Annotated in this window: 16 protein-coding genes; 10 read left to right on the forward strand and 6 right to left on the reverse strand. The window is 71.3% G+C overall.

All coding sequences use genetic code 11. The annotated features are described in order from the left end of the window. Positions 1-13 precede the first annotated feature (13 nt). Positions 14-1099 carry an S-(hydroxymethyl)mycothiol dehydrogenase gene (locus ACGFWI_RS10275; protein WP_393905504.1) on the forward strand — a complete coding sequence of 362 codons (1086 nt, stop codon included), beginning with the start codon at positions 14-16 and terminating at the stop codon, positions 1097-1099. Then, the gene (locus ACGFWI_RS10280; protein ID WP_393905505.1) at positions 1099-1728 is read left to right on the forward strand and encodes an MBL fold metallo-hydrolase; all 630 of its coding nucleotides are present in this window, start codon (positions 1099-1101) and stop codon (positions 1726-1728) included. The genes ACGFWI_RS10275 and ACGFWI_RS10280 overlap by 1 nt, the downstream gene beginning before the upstream one ends. Positions 1729-1909: 181 nt before the next feature. Here ACGFWI_RS10280 and ACGFWI_RS10285 read toward each other — a convergent pair whose 3' ends face one another. After that, the gene (locus ACGFWI_RS10285; protein WP_393905506.1) at positions 1910-3250 is read right to left on the reverse strand and encodes a 6-phospho-beta-glucosidase; all 1341 of its coding nucleotides are present in this window, start codon (positions 3248-3250) and stop codon (positions 1910-1912) included. 66 nt (positions 3251-3316) lie between these two features. Between ACGFWI_RS10285 and ACGFWI_RS10290 the strand changes: the two genes are divergently transcribed. The 4 genes from ACGFWI_RS10290 to ACGFWI_RS10305 all read left to right on the forward strand — a co-directional run bounded on the left by ACGFWI_RS10290 (position 3317) and on the right by ACGFWI_RS10305 (position 7564). Then, entirely contained in the window at positions 3317-4465 is a 1149-nt protein-coding gene (locus ACGFWI_RS10290; RefSeq protein WP_393905507.1) for a carbohydrate kinase family protein, read from the forward strand. A 174-nt stretch (positions 4466-4639) separates the two neighbouring features. Continuing rightward, on the forward strand, positions 4640-5644 hold the full coding sequence (locus tag ACGFWI_RS10295; protein ID WP_030984499.1) for a PhoH family protein: 1005 nt from the start codon (positions 4640-4642) through the stop codon (positions 5642-5644). Between the two features lie 66 nt (positions 5645-5710). Further along, on the forward strand, positions 5711-6208 hold the full coding sequence (gene ybeY / locus ACGFWI_RS10300; protein ID WP_393905508.1) for an rRNA maturation RNase YbeY: 498 nt from the start codon (positions 5711-5713) through the stop codon (positions 6206-6208). Positions 6209-6220: 12 nt separating this feature from the next. Continuing rightward, positions 6221-7564 (forward strand): hemolysin family protein, encoded by a 1344-nt coding sequence (locus tag ACGFWI_RS10305; protein WP_393905509.1) that lies wholly within the window; start codon positions 6221-6223, stop codon positions 7562-7564. 262 nt (positions 7565-7826) lie between these two features. Here ACGFWI_RS10305 and ACGFWI_RS10310 read toward each other — a convergent pair whose 3' ends face one another. Further along, positions 7827-9350: an MFS transporter gene (locus ACGFWI_RS10310; protein WP_393905510.1), complete on the reverse strand. Its 1524-nt coding sequence runs from the start codon at positions 9348-9350 to the stop codon at positions 7827-7829. A 153-nt stretch (positions 9351-9503) separates the two neighbouring features. On the opposite strand from ACGFWI_RS10310, the gene ACGFWI_RS10315 reads away from it, so the two are divergent. The 3 genes from ACGFWI_RS10315 to era all read left to right on the forward strand — a co-directional run bounded on the left by ACGFWI_RS10315 (position 9504) and on the right by era (position 11887). Then, on the forward strand, positions 9504-10367 hold the full coding sequence (locus tag ACGFWI_RS10315) for a helix-turn-helix transcriptional regulator (protein ID WP_393905716.1): 864 nt from the start codon (positions 9504-9506) through the stop codon (positions 10365-10367). Positions 10368-10456: 89 nt separating this feature from the next. Beyond that, positions 10457-10822, forward strand: a complete 366-nt coding sequence (locus tag ACGFWI_RS10320) for a cytidine deaminase (protein ID WP_393905511.1) — start codon at positions 10457-10459, stop codon at positions 10820-10822. Positions 10823-10939: 117 nt separating this feature from the next. Continuing rightward, a complete protein-coding gene (gene era / locus ACGFWI_RS10325) occupies positions 10940-11887 on the forward strand; it encodes a GTPase Era (protein WP_393905512.1) in 948 nt (315 codons plus the stop codon). A gap of 40 nt (positions 11888-11927) precedes the next feature. Here the strand turns inward: era and ACGFWI_RS10330 are convergent, their stop codons facing one another. The 4 genes from ACGFWI_RS10330 to ACGFWI_RS10345 form a co-directional block, all read right to left on the reverse strand. Then, on the reverse strand, positions 11928-13175 hold the full coding sequence (locus ACGFWI_RS10330) for an MFS transporter (RefSeq protein ID WP_393905513.1): 1248 nt from the start codon (positions 13173-13175) through the stop codon (positions 11928-11930). Further along, on the reverse strand, positions 13172-14548 hold the full coding sequence (locus ACGFWI_RS10335; protein ID WP_393905514.1) for a GH1 family beta-glucosidase: 1377 nt from the start codon (positions 14546-14548) through the stop codon (positions 13172-13174). The genes ACGFWI_RS10330 and ACGFWI_RS10335 overlap by 4 nt, the downstream gene beginning before the upstream one ends. A gap of 117 nt (positions 14549-14665) precedes the next feature. After that, on the reverse strand, positions 14666-14932 hold the full coding sequence (locus tag ACGFWI_RS10340) for a protealysin inhibitor emfourin (RefSeq protein ID WP_393905515.1): 267 nt from the start codon (positions 14930-14932) through the stop codon (positions 14666-14668). Between the two features lie 113 nt (positions 14933-15045). Continuing rightward, complete coding sequence (locus tag ACGFWI_RS10345) at positions 15046-16131, reverse strand: M4 family metallopeptidase (RefSeq protein ID WP_393905516.1); 1086 nt, start codon at positions 16129-16131, stop codon at positions 15046-15048. Positions 16132-16458: 327 nt separating this feature from the next. Here ACGFWI_RS10345 and leuA point away from each other — a divergent pair, with 327 nt between their 5' ends. Beyond that, on the forward strand, positions 16459-18237 hold the full coding sequence (gene leuA / locus ACGFWI_RS10350; protein ID WP_393905517.1) for a 2-isopropylmalate synthase: 1779 nt from the start codon (positions 16459-16461) through the stop codon (positions 18235-18237). Positions 18238-18313 lie beyond the last annotated feature (76 nt).

Consider the following 18313-nt stretch of genomic DNA (forward strand, 5'->3'; position numbering starts at 1 on the left):
AGGGGCTGTCCCGATGGCACAGGAAGTGCGCGGCGTGATTGCGCCGGGGAAGAACGAACCGGTCCGGCTGGAGACCATCCTGGTGCCGGATCCGGGCCCCGGCGAGGCCGTGGTGAAGATTCAGGCGTGCGGGGTGTGCCACACCGATCTGCACTACAAGCAGGGCGGCATCAACGACGACTTCCCGTTCCTGCTCGGGCACGAGGCGGCCGGCATCGTGGAGTCGGTCGGCACCGGGGTCACCGACGTGGCGCCGGGGGACTTCGTCGTCCTCAACTGGCGGGCGGTGTGCGGCCAGTGCCGTGCGTGTCTGCGCGGCCGCCCCCAGTACTGCTTCGACACCCACAACGCCCGCCAGAAGATGACCCTGAAGGACGGCACGGAGCTGAGCCCGGCGCTGGGCATCGGCGCCTTCGCCGACAAGACGCTGGTCGCCTCCGGGCAGTGCACCAAGGTCAACCCGGAGATGGCGCCCGAGGCGGCCGGCCTGCTGGGCTGCGGGGTGATGGCGGGCATCGGCGCCGCCATCAACACCGGCGGCGTCGGGCGGGGTGACTCGGTCGCGGTCATCGGCTGTGGCGGCGTCGGCGACGCGGCCGTGGTGGGGGCGCGGCTGGCCGGAGCAGTCAAGATCATTGCGGTGGACATCGACGACCGCAAACTGGAGACCGCGCGCTCCATGGGCGCCACCCATACGGTCAACTCCCGCTCCACCGACCCCGTCGAGGCGGTGCGCGAGCTGACCGGCGGCTTCGGCGCGGATGTCGTCATCGACGCGGTCGGCCGCCCCGAGACCTACCGGCAGGCGTTCTACGCCCGCGACCTGGCCGGGACCGTCGTCCTGGTCGGCGTCCCCACCCCGGACATGACCCTGGAACTCCCCCTCCTGGACGTCTTCGGCCGCGGCGGCGCCCTCAAATCCTCCTGGTACGGCGACTGTCTGCCCTCCCGCGACTTCCCGATGCTGGTCGATCTGCATCTCCAGGGACGGATCGACCTGGGGGCGTTCGTCACCGAGACGATCGGCATCGAGGACGTGGAGCAGGCCTTCGAGCGGATGGAGTCGGGCGATGTCCTGCGTTCGGTGGTGACGCTCTGATGGCGGCCCGCATCGACCACCTGGTCACCTCCGGAACCTTCTCCCTCGACGGCGGCACCTGGGACGTCGACAACAACGTATGGATCGTCGGCGATGACGACGAGGCGATCGTCATCGACGCCGCCCATGACGCCGACGCCATCCTCGAAGCCCTCGGCGGCCGGACGCTGCGCGCGATCGTCTGCACCCATGGGCACAACGACCACATCGACGCGGCCCCGGCGCTGGCCTCCCGCACCGGCGCCCGGATCCATCTGCACCCCGCCGACCTGCCGTTGTGGAAGATGACGCACTCGGACACCTCGCCGGACGCGGAGCTGGCGGACGGCCAGGTGCTGACCATCGCCGGTACGGATCTGACCGTGCTGCACACCCCGGGCCATGCGCCCGGCGCGGTCTGCCTTTACGCCCCCGAGCTGGGCACCGTGTTCACCGGCGACACCCTCTTCCAGGGCGGCCCCGGCGCGACCGGCCGGTCCTTCTCGGACTTCCCGACGATCGTGGCCTCGATCCGGGACCGGCTGCTGGACCTGCCGCCGGAGACACAGGTCCGTACCGGACACGGCGATGCGACGACGATCGGGGCGGAGGCCCCACATCTGGAGGAGTGGATCAAGCGCGGCCACTAAGGGCATGGGCGGGCACATCCCGTAGGGGGTGCACGCGCCCCTTGCGGGCCACAACGCGGCGGGGGCGGAGGGTATTCCGTGGCCTTCCGCCTCCGTGGCCTCACACCTCCGTGCCGTTCACGCCTGCGTGGCTGCCCGCCTTCGTGCTGTCACGCCCCCGTGCCGTCCCGCCTTCGTGCCGTCACGCCTCCGTGGCCGCCCGCTCCAGAATGCGGGCGGCCACGGCGGGGGAGTCCACCAGCGGATGCAGCGCCAGCGCCCGCAGCGCGGCGTCCCTGTCCTTGTAGGTCGCCGCCTCCACGGTCGCCCGCTCCACCGCCTTGACCTGCAGCATCAGCCCCAACTGGTCCTCCCGCAGCGGCGCGCAGGGCAGCGGCCTGGCGCCCTGCGCGGTCACCTCGCACACCGTCTCCACGATCGCGTCCGGCGCCAGCTGCGGCACCGTCGTCCCGTTGCGGACGTTGAGGATCAGCCGGGTCCCGCTGTCGCCCACGATGGCGTGCATCAACGCCAGCGCCACCCGGTCGTAGCCGCCGCCCTCCAGATCGTGGCTGTCGCGCTGCCAGCCGCCGCTGGCCTCCCTGCTGTGCGCCATATACGTCTCCTCGCGCTCCAGCCGGGTGCGCTCCCACAGCTCGTACGCCCCCTCCGGGCCGCCGGCCGCCGCGGCCCGCTCGAAGAAGCCGCCCTGCTGCTGGTCGAGGAATTCGCCGCGGGTCTCCCGGGTGTCCCGTACGGAGCCGAGGGTCTCGCGGCGGAAGTAGTAGTAGTGCAGATACTCGTTGGGGAGCGCGCCCAGGGTCCGCAGCCAGTCGGCGCCGAAGAGCCGGCCCTCCTCGAAGGAGCCCAGTGCGGCGTCGTCGGCGAGCAGTCCCGGCAGCAGCTCGGTGCCGTCCAGCGTCAACGACCGCAGCCAGCCGAGGTGGTTGAGCCCCACGTAGTCGTAGCTCGCCCGGTTCGTGTCCGCCAGGGCCGCCGGGTCCGCGCCGGCCGCCCGCGCCGCCCGGCGCACCAGCCCCACCGGCGAATCGCAGATCCCGATGACGCGGTCGCCGAGCACCTGGGACATCGCCTCGGTGACCGTGCCCGCGGGGTTGGTGAAGTTGATGACCCAGGCCCCCGGGGCGAGCGCCGCCACCCGCTCGGCGATGTGCAGTGCCACCGGGACCGTCCGCAGCCCGTAGAGGACACCGCCCGCGCCGACCGTCTCCTGGCCGAGCACCCCCTCGGACAACGGGATCCGCTCGTCGCGTATCCGGCCGGCCGTGCCGCCCACCCGGATCGCCGAGAAGACGAAGTCTGCGCCGGTCAGCGCGTCGTCCAGGCCGTCCGCGACCCGTACGGGCACCGGCGCCGGATGCCCCTGCGCCAGCCGCGTCAGCACCTCGGCGATCACCGCCACCCGGCGCGGATCGGTGTCGTGCAGCACCACCTCGGAGACGGAGTGTGCCGGGTCGTCCAGCAGCGCGCGGTAGACCAGCGGCACCCGGAAGCCGCCCCCGCCGAGAATCGTCAGCCTCATGGGGCGGAACGTACCGCAGCATCAGGCACACTGGCGGCACGTGCCGATACGAGAGGAGCGAGCACGGTGAGCAGCCGACGCGATGACCAACCGCCCGCGGGCCCGGCCGCGGTGCCACCGCCCCTCGATCCGCTCGCCGGGGTGCGCGCCGCCGGCGATCCGCACACCGACGTCTATCTCACCGGCACGGTCTTCCTGGACATCATCTTCACCGGCCTGGATTCCGCACCGGTCCGCGGCACCGAATCCTGGGCCCGCGGCATGGGCTCCAGCCCCGGCGGCGTCGCCAACATGGCCACCGCGCTGGCCCGGCTCGGGCTGCGCACCTCGCTCGCCGCCGCGTTCGGCGACGACCACTACGGCGAGTACTGCTGGGAGGCGCTCGAACAGGGCGAGGGCATCGACCTGGCGCTGTCACGCACCGTCCCCGGCTGGCACTCCCCGGTCACCGTCTCCATGGCGTACGAGGGCGAGCGCACGATGGTCTCGCACGGCCATGAGGCGCCGCCGCCCGATTTCGCCTTCGACGGCAAGCACGCCCCGGGCTGCCCGCCGCCGTCCCGCGCCTGCATCGCCTCGCTGGTGCCGGGCCGCCGGCGGGAGGGCTGGCTGGGCTGCGCGGCCGGCCGCGGCAGCCGCATCTTCGCGGATGTGGGCTGGGACGACACCGGCCGCTGGGACCCGGCCGACCTCGCCGACCTCGAACATTGCGAGGCGTTCCTGCCCAACGCCGAGGAGGCGATGCGCTACACCCGTACGGACTGCCCGCGCGCCGCCGCCCACAAGCTCGCCGACCGGGTGCCGCTCGCGGTGGTCACGCTCGGTGAGGAGGGCGCCTACGCGGTGGACGGGCGGACCGGCGAGAGCGCCGAGGTGCCCGCCATCGCCGTGGAGGCGCTGGATCCCACGGGCGCCGGAGATGTCTTCGTCGCCGGGTTCGTCACCGGCACGCTCGCCGACTGGCCGCTCACCGACCGGCTCGCCTTCGCGGGGCTGAGCGCCGCGCTGTCCGTGCAGGAGTTCGGCGGCTCGCTGTCCGCGCCGGGCTGGGCCGAGATCGCCGGCTGGTGGCAGCAGGTGCGGGGCTACGAGGCGGGCGCGCCCGGCGCGCTGCGCCGCCAGTACGCCTTCCTGGACGAGGTGCTGCCCGCGGCCTACCGGCCCGCCCCGCTGGCCCGCGCCGTCCCCACGATCGGCTTCCGCCGCCCGGCCTGAGCGGTCCCGGACCGGGCCGGGCGCGCCCCGGCTGCCCGCCCCGGCAGGAAAAGCCCTCGGGCCTGTCAGTGCCCCGTCGTACTCTTGTATCCCAAGGAGTCGAGTGCAGGTCGAGTGCAGGCAGGCACCTCTACGAGCAAAGGATGGGGGTTGAGCAGGCCACCGAGCCGCCCCATGACTCAGACACCTACGCAACCGCAGGCACGCGCCCAGTTCACCGTCCCGGCCAAACACCCGATGGTCACGGTCCTGGGGTCCGGAGACTCCCTTCTGCGCGTGATCGAAAAAGCCTTCCCGGCGACCGACATCCATGTCCGGGGCAATGAAGTCAGCGCTGTCGGCGACGCCGGGGAAGTCGCCCTCGTCCAGCGCCTTTTCGACGAGATGATGCTGGTGCTCCGCACCGGACAACCGATGACGGAGGACGCAGTGGAACGCTCCATCGCGATGCTGCGCGCGGCGGAGGACGGCGAGGGAGCCGTGAGTGAGACGCCCGCCGAGGTGCTCACCCAGAACATCCTGTCCAACCGCGGCCGCACGATCCGGCCCAAGACCCTCAACCAGAAACGCTATGTCGACGCCATCGACGAGCACACCGTGGTCTTCGGCATCGGCCCGGCCGGCACCGGCAAGACCTACCTCGCGATGGCCAAGGCCGTGCAGGCGCTGCAGGCCAAGCAGGTCAACCGCATCATCCTGACCCGCCCCGCGGTCGAGGCCGGCGAGCGGCTCGGTTTCCTGCCCGGCACCCTCTACGAGAAGATCGACCCGTATCTGCGCCCGCTCTACGACGCGCTGCACGACATGCTCGACCCCGACTCCATCCCGCGCCTGATGGCCGCGGGCACGATCGAGGTCGCGCCGCTGGCGTACATGCGCGGCAGGACGCTCAATGACGCGTTCATCATTCTCGACGAGGCGCAGAACACGAACCCCGAGCAGATGAAGATGTTCCTCACCCGCCTCGGCTTCGAATCGAAGATCGTCATCACCGGCGATGTCACCCAGGTCGACCTCCCCGGCGGCACGAAGAGCGGTCTGCGCCAGGTCCGGGACATCCTGGACGGCGTGGACGATGTGCATTTCTCCCTGCTCACCAGCCAGGACGTGGTCCGCCACAAGCTGGTCGGCCGTATCGTCGACGCCTACGAGAAGTACGACAGCCGCAACGGCAAGTGAGCCCCGGCCGGCCGGGGCTACCGGCCGGCCCGTGCCCGGCAACCAGAAGCGAGAAGCAACTCCCCCATGTCCATCGACGTCAACAACGAGTCCGGCACGGCCGTCGACGAGCAGGCCATCCTGGATGTCGCCCGCTACGCCGTCGCCCGGATGCGTATCCACCCGCTCTCCGAGCTGTCCGTGATCGTCGTGGACGCCGAGGCCATGGAGCAGCTCCACATCCAGTGGATGGACCTGCCGGGACCGACCGATGTCATGTCCTTCCCGATGGACGAGCTGCGTCCGCCGGTGAAGGACGACGAGGAGCCCCCGCAGGGGCTCCTCGGTGACATCGTGCTGTGCCCGGAGGTCGCCAAGAAGCAGGGCGAGGAGGCCCCGACCGGGCACAGCATGGACGAGGAGCTCCAGCTGCTCACCGTCCACGGTGTGCTCCACCTCCTCGGCTACGACCACGAAGAGCCGGACGAGAAGGCCGAGATGTTCGGCCTGCAGGCGGCGATCATCGACGGCTGGCGGACCGAGCAGGGCCACACCGGCCCCTCGCCGGCCCCCACCGTGACCTGACGGGACACCCCGATGACCACCCAGCTGATCGCGGTCGCGGTCCTGCTCGTCGTGATCGCCTGGCTCGCCGCCTGCGCGGAGGCCGGTCTGGCCCGTACGACCAGCTTCCGGGCCGAGGAGGCCGTCCGCTCCGGCCGCCGCGGCAGCGCCAAGCTCGCCGCGGTCGCCGCGGACCCCACCCGCTATCTCAATGTCGCCCTGCTGGTGCGGGTCGGCTGCGAGATGGCCGCCGGTGTCCTGGTCACCTACGCCTGTCTGCGCTCCTTCGACAAGACGTGGCAGGCGCTGACCGTCGCCATCGCCGTGATGGTGCTGGTCTCCTATGTCGCCGTCGGCGTCTCGCCGCGGACCATCGGCCGCCAGCACCCGCTGAACACCGCCACCGCCGCCGCCTATGTGCTGCTGCCGCTGGCCCGCATCATGGGACCCGTCCCGCAGCTGCTGATCCTCCTCGGCAACGCCCTCACCCCCGGCAAGGGCTTCCGCAAGGGCCCGTTCGCCTCCGAGGCCGAGCTGCGCTCGCTGGTCGACCTCGCGGAGAAGGAGTCGCTGATCGAGGACGAGGAGCGCCGGATGGTGCACTCCGTCTTCCAGCTCGGTGACACCCTCGTCCGCGAGGTGATGGTGCCGCGGACGGATCTGGTCGCCGTCGAGCGCTTCAAGACCATCCGCCAGGCGCTGACCCTCGCCCTGCGCTCCGGCTTCTCGCGCATCCCGGTGACCGGCGAGAACGAGGACGATGTCGTCGGCGTGGTCTACCTCAAGGACCTCGCCCGCAAGGTCCACATCAGCCGCGACGCCGAGAACGAGCTGGTATCCACGGCCATGCGCCCCGCCGTTTTCGTTCCCGACACCAAGAATGCCGGTGATCTGCTGCGCGAAATGCAGCAGGACCGCAATCATGTCGCGGTGGTCATCGACGAATACGGCGGCACCGCCGGCATTGTCACCATCGAGGACATCCTGGAGGAGATCGTCGGCGAGATCACCGACGAATACGACCGGGAACTGCCGCCCGTCGAAGACCTCGGCGACGGCCGCTATCGCGTCACCTCCCGCCTGGACATCGGCGACCTCGGCGAGCTGTACGGCCTGGCCGAGCTGGATGACGAGGACGTCGAAACGGTCGGTGGGCTGCTCGCCAAGCTCCTCGGCCGGGTCCCCATCGCCGGCGCCACCGCCGAGGTGGACCTCTCCGACGACGCGACCGACCCGGGTCTGAAGGCGCTCCGGCTGACCGCGGAGTCACCGGGCGGCCGCCGCAACAAGATCATTACGGTGCTGTGCGAGCCGGTGCGTCCCCAGGGCGCGACCGCCGCCGAGGAGCCCTGGGCGGGCGGGCGCTCCGCCGGCTGAACGCGTGCGGAATTCGATGCGTAATTCCTTGTGACGGCGAAAACGTTTCCCGCCACCGCACTCCATGCGGCTACTTATCTCCAGTTCACCGGAAATGTTCTGCAAGCCATTTCCGAGGGGCCTGGATTCCGCGACGCACCGCATGGAAAGATCTTCAGGCGGTCGCCGAGAACGTGACCGCCCTGCGTGAGAGAAATCGTGAAAGAAATCTTTCCGCGCAGGCTGCCCCGGCGCGGGGGACCGGGGCAGCCTTCTTCTTCCGTCAGCCGCGGCGCGTCGTACGGACCGTCCGCAGCCCGGCCGTGACCAGCAGCGTCACCACCGCGACCAGCGCCGCGTCCAGGCCCAGTCCCAGCTTGATGCCGCCGAGCGTGGCGTCGGCGAAGCCGCTGCCGCCCGCCCGCAGCGCGGCGATATGCGCCGAGGCGGCCGCGCTCAGCAGCGGAATGCCGAGGGTGATGCCCACCTGCTGCGAGCTGGTGACCAGACCGGTCGCCAGGCCCTGCTCGGCGTCCGGGACGCCGGAGGTGGCGGTCACGCCGTAGGAGATGATCGCCCACAGATGGCCGAGGCTGGCGAAGGTCACCCCGATCAGGGCCAGCCACATTCCGCTGCCGGTGCCCAGCCCCAGCAGCGCGGCCGTGAAACCGGCCTGCAGCAGCAGCCCGGTCAGCAGGGTGCGGCGGGCGCCCAGCCGGCCGATGACCTTCGGGGCGACGAGGCCGGCGAACGCCGAGACCACGCCCTGCACACCGAAGAGCAGACCGGTCCGGAAGGCGGACAGCCGCAGCACTTCCTGGAGGTAGAGCGTCATCAGGAAGACGACGGTGCTCATCATCGCGAAGGTCGTCAGACCCGCCAGATTGCCCCAGGCGACGGTCCGGCGGCGCAGCATCGGCAGGGACACCAGCGGCTGGTCGGCCCGCGACTCCACCCGTACGAACGCGGCCAGCAGCGCCACGCCCGCGATCAGTGTCACCAGCACGTCCGGGCGGCCGAAGCCCTGCGCGGCGGCGGTCGACAGCGCGTAGATCAGCGACAGCAGCCCGCCGGTGACGGTGACCGCCCCGGGCACATCGATCCGCGCCCGCTGCGGGCCGTCCGGGCCCTGGGGGCGGGACTCGGTCAGCAGCACCGGCGCCGCGGCCAGTACGGCCACCCCGGCCGCGGACAGCAGGCCCATGGTCGAGCGCCAGCCCAGCACGTCCGTCATCACCCCGCCCAGCACCATGCCGATGGTGAAGCCCATCGAGAGCAGGGTGCCGCTGATGCCCAGGGCGCGTTCGCGCTGCGGGCCCTCGGCGAAGGTGGTGGTCAGCAGCGACATTCCGGTGGGCACGATGATCGCGGCGCCCAGTCCCTGCAGCGCACGCCCGGCCAGGAACGCCGTCGGGGACCAGGCGAGCGCGGCCAGGACCGAGGCCGCGGCGAACAGCGCGAGCCCGATGAGGAACAGCTTGCGCCGCCCGAAGAGATCGGCGATCCGGCCGGAGAGCAGCAGAAAGCCGCCGGAGGGCAGCGCGAAGGCGGTGACCGCCCACTGCAGATCGGCCTGGCCCATGCCCAGGTCCCTGCCGAGCACGGGCAGCGCCACATTCAGGATGGAGAAATCCAGCGCGACGATGAATTGCGCCGCACACAGGAGAAGCAGGATGAGCTTGGCCCGCGGGGTCAGCCGCACGTCGGCGGGAGCGGCGGCGGCTGCGGCGAGGGTCCGGGAGGCGTTCTCCAGGGGACCCGGGCCCGGCGGGGTGCCGGTGGGCAGCGAGGTCTCGGTTACTGGCATGCAATGAGCCTGCGGTCCCGGAATACGCCGTGGGGAGCGGGAACTTATCGTGGTGTCCGCACCACCAGCCACGCCGACAGGGGGAGAAACGTGGTCGTGAACGCTGCCAGACAGGACACCACGCGCCGACGCCAGGAACTGCGCGACTTCCTGATGAGCCGCCGTGCCCGGGTCACCCCGGCCGAGGCGGGCCTGCCCGACGGCGGTCGCCGCCGCACCCCGGGACTGCGCCGCGAGGAGGTCGCCGTCCTCGCCGGGGTCGGTGCGTCCTGGTACCAGTGGCTGGAGCAGGGCCGTGACATCACGGTCTCGCCGCAGGTGCTGGACTCGGTCGCCCGGGTGCTGCGGCTCAACGGCGCCGAGCGGCGTCATCTGTACGTCCTGGCCGGGCTGAACCCGCCGCCGCGGCTGGACGCCGAGGAGCTGGGTCTCACCGATGTCTGCGCGGGCCTGCAGCGGCTGATCGACGCCTGGATGCCGCTCCCGGCGCACATCATGGACCCGTACTGGAACACCATCGCCCACAACGACGCGGCGCACCTGGTGCTGGGGCACGGCCGCCCCGGTGTCTCGCCGAACTGCCTGATCGCGTTCTTCACCGACCCCGTCTACCGCGCGCGGTCGGTCAGTTGGAAGACGATCGCCCCCGTGGTCGTGGCCCAGTACCGTGCCGCGTGCTCGGCCCGGCCCGGCGACGAGGGCTTCGACGCGGTCGTGCGCGAGGCCTCCGCGCTCAGTGCGGAATTCGCCGCACTGTGGGGGCGCGGCGATGTCCAGGACGGCGGGACGCTCCACAAGGAGATGGACCACCCGCGCGTCGGCGCGCTGCACTTCGAGTCCACCCAGCTGCGGATCCCGGTCCGCCCCGACCTCACCATCGTGCTGCACAACCCGCGCCCGGAGACGGACACCGCGGCGAAGCTGGAGTGGCTCACGTCGCCGGAGGGCCGGCGATGGGGGTCCCCGCGCGTGAGCGAGGCCGAGCGTGGGGGAGGGGTGTCCTCCCTCGCGGGGTGACGCCCCGCGGGACGGCGGCCGGTGCGGCCCCGGCCTTGCCGACCGCCCCCTTTCCGCCGCCTCCCGCCGCCCCGCATATGCTCGCCCGTATGAGCGAAGCCGCACCGCTGGACCCGGAAGACCGCAAGATCATCACGCTCGCCCGCTCGGCGCGGGCCCGTAACGGCGTGGCCGAGGGCGCAGCCGTCCGCGACGAGACCGGCCGCACCTATGTCGCCGGCACCGTCGCCCTGGACTCGCTGCAGCTCAGTGCGCTGCAGACGGCCGTCGCCATGGCCGTCGCCAGCGGCGCCACGTCCCTGGAGGCCGCGGCCGTGGTCACCGACGCCGAGCGCGCCACCGACGCGGACCGCGCGGCCGTACGGGACCTCGGCGGGCCCGCGACCCCTGTCCTGGTCGCCGGCCTCGACGGCGCCCTGCGCAGCGCCGTCCCGGCGGGCGACACACAGGCCTGAGCGCGCGCCGAGCCGTACGACGGCGTACGGGGCGGCCCACCGGCCGCCCCGTTCCGAGCCGCCCCAATACCGGCCGCCAGGGGCGGGTGGTCGGAGCCGCGCCCGGCATCGGGGAGAATGGGCGCCATGAGCGTTCGTACAGAGTCCTCCGCCGCGCACCGCGCGGGCTTCGCCTGCTTCGTCGGTCGCCCCAACGCGGGCAAGTCCACCCTCACGAACGCTCTCGTCGGCACGAAGGTGGCCATCACCTCCACCCGCCCGCAGACCACCCGCCACACGGTCCGCGGCATCGTGCACCGCCCCGAGGCGCAGCTGGTCCTCGTCGACACCCCCGGTCTGCACAAGCCGCGCACGCTGCTCGGTGAGCGGCTGAACGACGTCGTACGGACCACCTGGTCCGAGGTGGACGTCATCGGCTTCTGTCTGCCCGCCGACCAGAAGCTCGGCCCCGGCGACCGCTATATCGCGAACGAGCTGGCCGGCATCAAGAAGACCCCCAAGGTCGCCATCATCACCAAGACCGACCTGGTCGACTCCAAGGCGCTGGCCGCCCAGCTGATCGCCGTCGACCAGCTCGGCCAGGAGCTGGGCATCGAGTGGGCCGAGATCATCCCGGTCTCGGCGGTCGGCGACACCCAGGTGTCGCTCCTCGCCGACCTCCTCGTGCCGATGCTCCCCGAGAGCCCGCCGCTCTACCCCGAGGGCGATCTCACCGACGAGCCCGAGCAGGTCATGGTCGCCGAGCTGATCCGCGAGGCCGCGCTGGAGGGCGTCCGCGACGAGCTGCCGCACTCCATCGCGGTGGTCGTCGAGGAGATGCTCCCGCGCGAGGACCGCCCCGCCGACAAGCCCCTCCTCGACATCCACGCGAATGTCTACATCGAGCGCCCCAGCCAGAAGGGGATCATCATCGGCCCCAAGGGCAAGCGCCTGAAGGAGGTCGGCACGAAGTCGCGAAAGCACATCGAGGCACTGCTCGGTACGCCGGTCTACCTGGATCTGCACGTCAAGGTCGCCAAGGACTGGCAGCGCGACCCGAAGCAGCTGCGCAAACTGGGCTTCTGAGCCCGGCCCGGCTCCCGGGGCCGGACGGGCGGTGCGGCCCTTACGCCACGCCCCGGATCCTGCGCACCAGCAGCGCCCCCACCAGCCCGACCGCCGCCGCGACGGCGTACAGCATCCGGTAGCCGCCGAGGTGATGCACGAGCGGCGCGGCCAGCGCAGGGGCGGCCACCTGCGGCAGCGAGTTGGCGATATTGATGACGCCCATGTCCTTGCCGCGGTGCGCGGCGGCCGGCAGCACATCCGTCATCAGCGCGAAGTCGACGGCGGTGAAGACGCCGAACCCCACCCCGAGCAGCGCCGCGGCACACAGCGCACCCGCCCAGGTCTGCCACCCGGCCAGCAGCCCGGTCGCCACCGTCATGATCACCCCGGACCACAGCACGAACGGCTGCCGCCGCCCGACCCGGTCCGACCAGAATCCCCCGACGACGACGGTGCCCAGCAAGGTCACGCCATTGACCGCGGTCAGCACCAGCACCCCGCCACCCGGGTCCGGCCGGTGCAGCACATCGCGCAGGTAGTACAGCAGGTACAGCAGGGCCAGCGCATTGCCGAGGTTGATCAGGAACCGGGTCAGCCAGGCCCACCCCAGATCCGGATGGCGGCGCGGACTGATCCAGAACCCGGCGACCAGGACCCGCACGCTCAGCGCCGGGCGCTGCTCGGCCGGCAGCACCGGGTCCCGGTGCAGCAGCACATACGGAAGGGTGCCCAGCACCGCGAAACCGGCGCAGGCGAGATAGCCCGCGGTCACCCCGCCCGCGGCCGTCGCCAGGCCCGTACCGGCCACCACGCCCAGGATCTGCGCGGCACCCAGCCAGCCGCCCACCGCCCCGCGCTGCCGGTGCGGCACCCGGTCGGGCACCGCCGCCGTGATCGCCGCGAACGCCGCATTGAGGGTGAGCTGCACCAGACACCACCCCAGCGCCATCACGGGCACCGTGCCCGCCCCGGCCAGCAGCACCAGCGCACCGGCCCCGCCCGCCACCCCCGCGACGATCCACGGCGTACGGCGCCCGAACCGCGAGGCCGTACGGTCCGACAAGGCCCCGAACAGCGGGTTGGACACCATCGAGACGGCGGCCCCCACCCCCGTCACCCACGCCAGCACCGACTCCTTCGATACCCCCGGCGGCGCAAGCTCCGCGGCCTGCAGCGCGAGCAGTATCTGCAGCGGCCCGTACCACCCCGCCCAGATCGCCCCGTTGGCCAGCGACAGCGCGGCGGTCCACGCCCGCCCGACCTTCTCCGACGGCTCCGCAAGCGCCTCGGGAGCCGGACCGCTCATCCCCGGGCCTGCTCCCGCAGCACATCCCGCAGCCAGTGGTACGAGGCCTTGGGCGTCCGCGCCAAGGTCGCGTAGTCGACATGCACCAGTCCGAACCGCCGGGCGTACCCCTCCGCCCACTCGAAGTTGTCCATCAGCGACCACACGAAGTACCCGCGGACATCGACCCCGGCCGCCATCGCCGCGTGCAGCGCCCGCAGATGACCGTCCAGGAACGCGATCCGCTCCCCGTCCTCGGTCCCCTCGTACGAGCATCCGTTCTCGGTGATCACGACGGGCGGCAGCCGGTCCCCGTACCGCTCCCGGAACGACACCAGCAGCTCGGTCAGCGCCTCCGGCACCACCGGCCAGCCGAAGTCGGTCCGTGGATAACCCTCGATCTCCCGCGGCGCGAAGGGCAGTTCAGGCGGCAGCCGGATCCCGCCGAAGTCGGCCGCCCCGGCACCGTCCGCCTCCGGGGCGCCCACCAGCGTCGGCTGGTAGTAGTTGATCCCGTACCAGTCCAACGGCTGCGAGATGACCTTCAGATCCTCCGCGACCGGCCCCGGCAGCAGCGCCGCCAGCTCCTCGTCCGGATACCGCCCCAGCACCACCGGCTCCACGAACAGCCGGTTGAGCAGCAGGTCGTACAGACCGGCCGCCGCGGTGTCCGCCTCCGACGCGCTCGCCGGCCAGGTCGGACCGTGGGAATTGGCGATCCCGACACTCCGCGCCCCGCGGGCCCGCAGCGCCTGCACGGCCAGCCCGTGCCCCAGCAGCTGGTGGTGCGCCGCAGGCAGTGCCTCGAACAGCAGCTGCCGGCCCGGCGCATGCTGTCCCAGCCCGTAACCGAGCAGCGTCACCTCGGCGGGCTCGTTGAGCGTGATCCACCGCTCCACCCGGTCCCCGAGCCGCCCCGCCACCACGTCCGCATACGCCGCGAAGCGCTCAGCGGTCTCCCGCCGGAGCCATCCGCCCCGCTCTTCCAGCGCCTGCGGTGTGTCCCAGTGGAAGAGCGTCGGCACCGGTGCGACCCCCGCGGCCAGCAACGCGTCCACCAGCCGGTCGTAGAAGTCCAGCCCGGCCCCGTTGACCGCCCCGTCCCCGTCCGGCACCACCCGCGGCCAGGCCACCGAGAACCGGTACGCCCCGACCCCGAGCTCCTTGAGCAGCCCGACGTCCTCCCGGTACCGGTGGTAGTGATCGGTCGCCACCCGGGCATCCGACCCGTCCTTGATCCGCCCCGCCTCCGCAGCGAAGACGTCCCATACGGACCGCCCCCGCCCGTCTTCCGCCACCGCTCCCTCGATCTGTGCGGCGGAGGTGGACACCCCCCACATGAAGTCACGGGGGAAGCGGGGCAGGGACGTGGGGGAGACCGGCACCGTTGTCATGGGCCGGATCTTCCAAACCGCCGGTAACACTGTCAAGAGGCGGTCAGGGACGGGCAGTTGGGGCGTGACGCGATCCCGGCCCCCGCAGGGTGCGGGGGCGCGGTGGCGCCCCGGCCCCTACGCCCCTTCCTTCATCACCTTGGTGATCAGCGTGCGCTGCTCGTCCGTGAGCCGCGGATCGGAGCAGTACACCGTCCGGCCGTCGACCGTGATCTGGTAGCTGAAGCCGTCCGGCACTCCGACGGGGGGCTCGGTGCGGGCGGTGGCGACGGCCTGTTCGGCGAGGGACTGCCAGTCGCCGGCGTCAGGGCGGCCCGAGGTGTCGACCTCGGCGCGGCGGTCCACGCCCGCAAAGCCGCCGGTGCGGTGAATGTGAATACGCATAACGGACTCCTCCGACGTCCTCCGACGGACTCCTACCCCGTACGGCCACGCTTACCGTGCGCGGGGCGGGCGTGCCTGCCGGCGCCACCCGCACCGCGGACCTCGTGGCGCCGCTACTTCGGCGTCACACCGACCTGCGTCCAGGCCTTGACCATCGCCTCGTGCTCGGCGCCGGCGCCGAAGCGGGCCTGGGCGGCCTTGATGGTGAGGGCGGCGAAGTCGGCGAACTGCGCGTCCTTGGCGAGCTTGCCGCCGGTCAGGACGTCGTACCAGACCTGCCCCGCCCGCTCCCAGGCCTTGCCGCCGAGCGCGGTGGCGGCCAGGTAGAAAGCGTGGTTGGGGATACCGGAGTTGATGTGGACGCCGCCGTTGTCGTCGGTCGTGCGGACATAGCCCTTCATCGTGGCGGGCTGCGGGTCCTTGCCCAGGACGTCGTCGTCGTACGCGGTGCCCGGGGCCTTCATCGAGCGCAGCGCCTTGCCGGTGACGTTCGGGCCGAGGAGGTCGGCGCCGATCAGCCAGTCGGCCTGGTCGGCGGTGTGGCCGAGGGCGTACTGCTTGATCAGCACGCCGAAGACGTCGGAGACGGACTCGTTCAGGGCGCCGGGCTGGCCCTCGTAGGTGAGGTTGGCGGTGTACTGCGTGACGCCGTGGGTGAGTTCGTGGCCGATGACGTCGACGGGGATGGTGAAGTCCTTGAACAGGTCGTTGTCGCCGTCGCCGAAGACCATCCGCTCGCCGTCCCAGAAGGCGTTGTCGTACTTCCGGCCATAGTGGACGGTCGCGTTGAGCGGCAGGCCGGCGCCGTCGATGGACTTGCGGCCGTAGATCTTGAGGTAGAGCTCGAAGGTGGCGCCGAGACCGGCCTGGGCGCGGTTGACGGAGACGTCCTTGGCGGGGCCGTCCGATTCCGCGTGCACCTTGTGACCGGGCAGGTCCTCCTGGTGACGGGCGTCGTAGATGGTGCGCTTCGGCTTGTCGGCGGCGGCGTCGGGCTCACCGGGGGTGAGGTCGCGGGCGGCGATCTCGCGGCGCTGGGCGCGCCGTGCGTGGTCGTGCTCCAGGGTGCGGCGGGCGGGCTCGTGCCGGGCCGGGTCGTCGGACTGCGCCAGGTTGTCGAGGATGTGCGGCGGGATGATCGTGCAGAAGACGGGCGTGTGGCAGGTGGCGGGATCTGACTGCGCGTCGTTGAGGTCCATGGACAAACGGTGGCACTGTGTAACGCAGCTGTCACTGCCTGAGGCCGAAATTCCCGAAAAAGTGTGGTTGGTCGCATTTGGGGAACAACGCGCGTCCGATCCCGCATACTGATACGCGACCGCCACACAGGGCGAACCTCGGCTAGGGTGCTGTGCATCATGCGTTTCGGGCTGCTTCTCCTTAGCTGCCGCGGCGAGGGCCTGTAGTCGTAGGCCGACCCCCTCCCCGCGGAGTTCGGTGTTGCGATCTTTTCGCCCCGTCGGCCTCTCCCTGACTCCCGAGGAGCAGGGGGACCCCCAGCGGACATACGAGGAGCCCCACGCACCATGACGAATCCGTCGAGCCCCGCAGGCAATGCCGTCGCCCGGCCCACCCCGGTCACCAACGCGACGCAGCTGCAGCGGCCCTCCGGGATGCCCGTCCACAGGTACGGCCGTTACGAAGCCGTCGACATCCCCGACCGGACGTGGCCGGACAACCGCATCACCGTCGCGCCCCGCTGGCTCTCGACCGACCTGCGGGACGGCAACCAGGCACTGATCGACCCGATGTCGCCGGCCCGCAAGCGCGAGATGTTCGATCTGCTGGTGCGCATGGGCTACAAGGAGATCGAGGTCGGTTTCCCGTCCTCCGGTGAGACGGACTTCGCGTTCGTCCGCTCCATCATCGAAGAGGGCGCGATCCCCGAGGACGTGACGATCTCCGTCCTGACGCAGGCCCGCGAGGAACTGATCGAGCGCACCGTCGAGTCTCTGCGCGGCGCCCACCGCGCCACGGTGCACCTGTACAACGCCACCGCGCCGACCTTCCGCCGGGTCGTCTTCCGCGGCTCGAAGGAGCAGGTCAAGCAGATCGCCGTGGACGGCACCCGGCTGGTCATGGAGTACGCCGACAAGATCCTCGGGGACGAGACGATCTTCGGCTACCAGTACAGCCCGGAGATCTTCACCGACACCGAGCTGGACTTCGCGCTGGAGGTCTGTGAGGCGGTCTGCGACGTCTGGCAGCCCGAGGAGGGCCGCGAGATCATCCTGAACCTGCCCGCCACCGTCGAGCGTTCCACGCCGTCCACGCACGCCGACCGCTTCGAGTGGATGGCGCGCAACCTGTCCCGGCGCGAGCACGTATGCCTGTCCGTACACCCGCACAACGACCGGGGCACCGCCGTCGCCGCCGCCGAGCTGGCGATCATGGCGGGCGCCGACCGCATCGAGGGCTGTCTGTTCGGGCAGGGCGAGCGCACCGGCAACGTCGACCTGGTGACGCTGGGCATGAACCTGTTCTCCCAGGGCGTCGACCCGCAGATCGACTTCTCGCAGATCGACGAGATCCGTCGCACCAGCGAGTACTGCAATCAGATGGAGATCCACCCGCGCCACCCCTACGCGGGCGATCTGGTCTACACCGCCTTCTCCGGCTCCCACCAGGACGCCATCAAGAAGGGCTTCGACGCCATGGAGGCCGAGGCCACCGCCGCCGGCAAGACCGTGGACGACATCGAGTGGGCGGTCCCGTACCTGCCCATCGACCCGAAGGACGTCGGCCGTTCCTACGAGGCCGTCATCCGCGTCAACTCGCAGTCGGGCAAGGGCGGTATCGCCTACGTCCTGAAGAACGACCACAAGCTGGAACTGCCGCGCCGGATGCAGATCGAGTTCTCCCGGATCATCCAGGGGAAGACCGACGCCGAGGGCGGCGAGATCACGCCCACCGCCATCTGGTCCGCCTTCCAGGACGAGTACCTGCCCAACCCCGAGAACCCGTGGGGCCGTATCCAGGTCAAGAACGGCCAGACCACCACCGACAAGGACGGCATCGACACCCTCACCGTCGAGGCCGAGGTGGACGGTGCGGAAACGGTGCTGGTCGGCACCGGCAACGGCCCGATCTCCGCGTTCTTCCAGGCGCTGCAGGGCATCGGCGTCGACGCGCGGCTGCTGGACTACCAGGAGCACACCATGAGCGAGGGCGCCTCCGCGCTGGCCGCCTCGTACATCGAGTGTGCGATCGGCGACAAGGTGCTGTGGGGCATCGGCATCGACGCGAACACCACGCGCGCCTCGCTGAAGGCCGTCGTCTCCGCCGTGAACCGCGCGGGCCGCTGACCCGGCAGTCGCACCGTCCTTCGCGCGCCCCCGTCGCTCTCACCGAGCGGCGGGGGCGCCGTTGTGCGACCCCGCC

Source organism: Streptomyces sp. NPDC048434 (assembly GCF_043200375.1).
Lineage (GTDB): Bacteria > Actinomycetota > Actinomycetes > Streptomycetales > Streptomycetaceae > Streptomyces.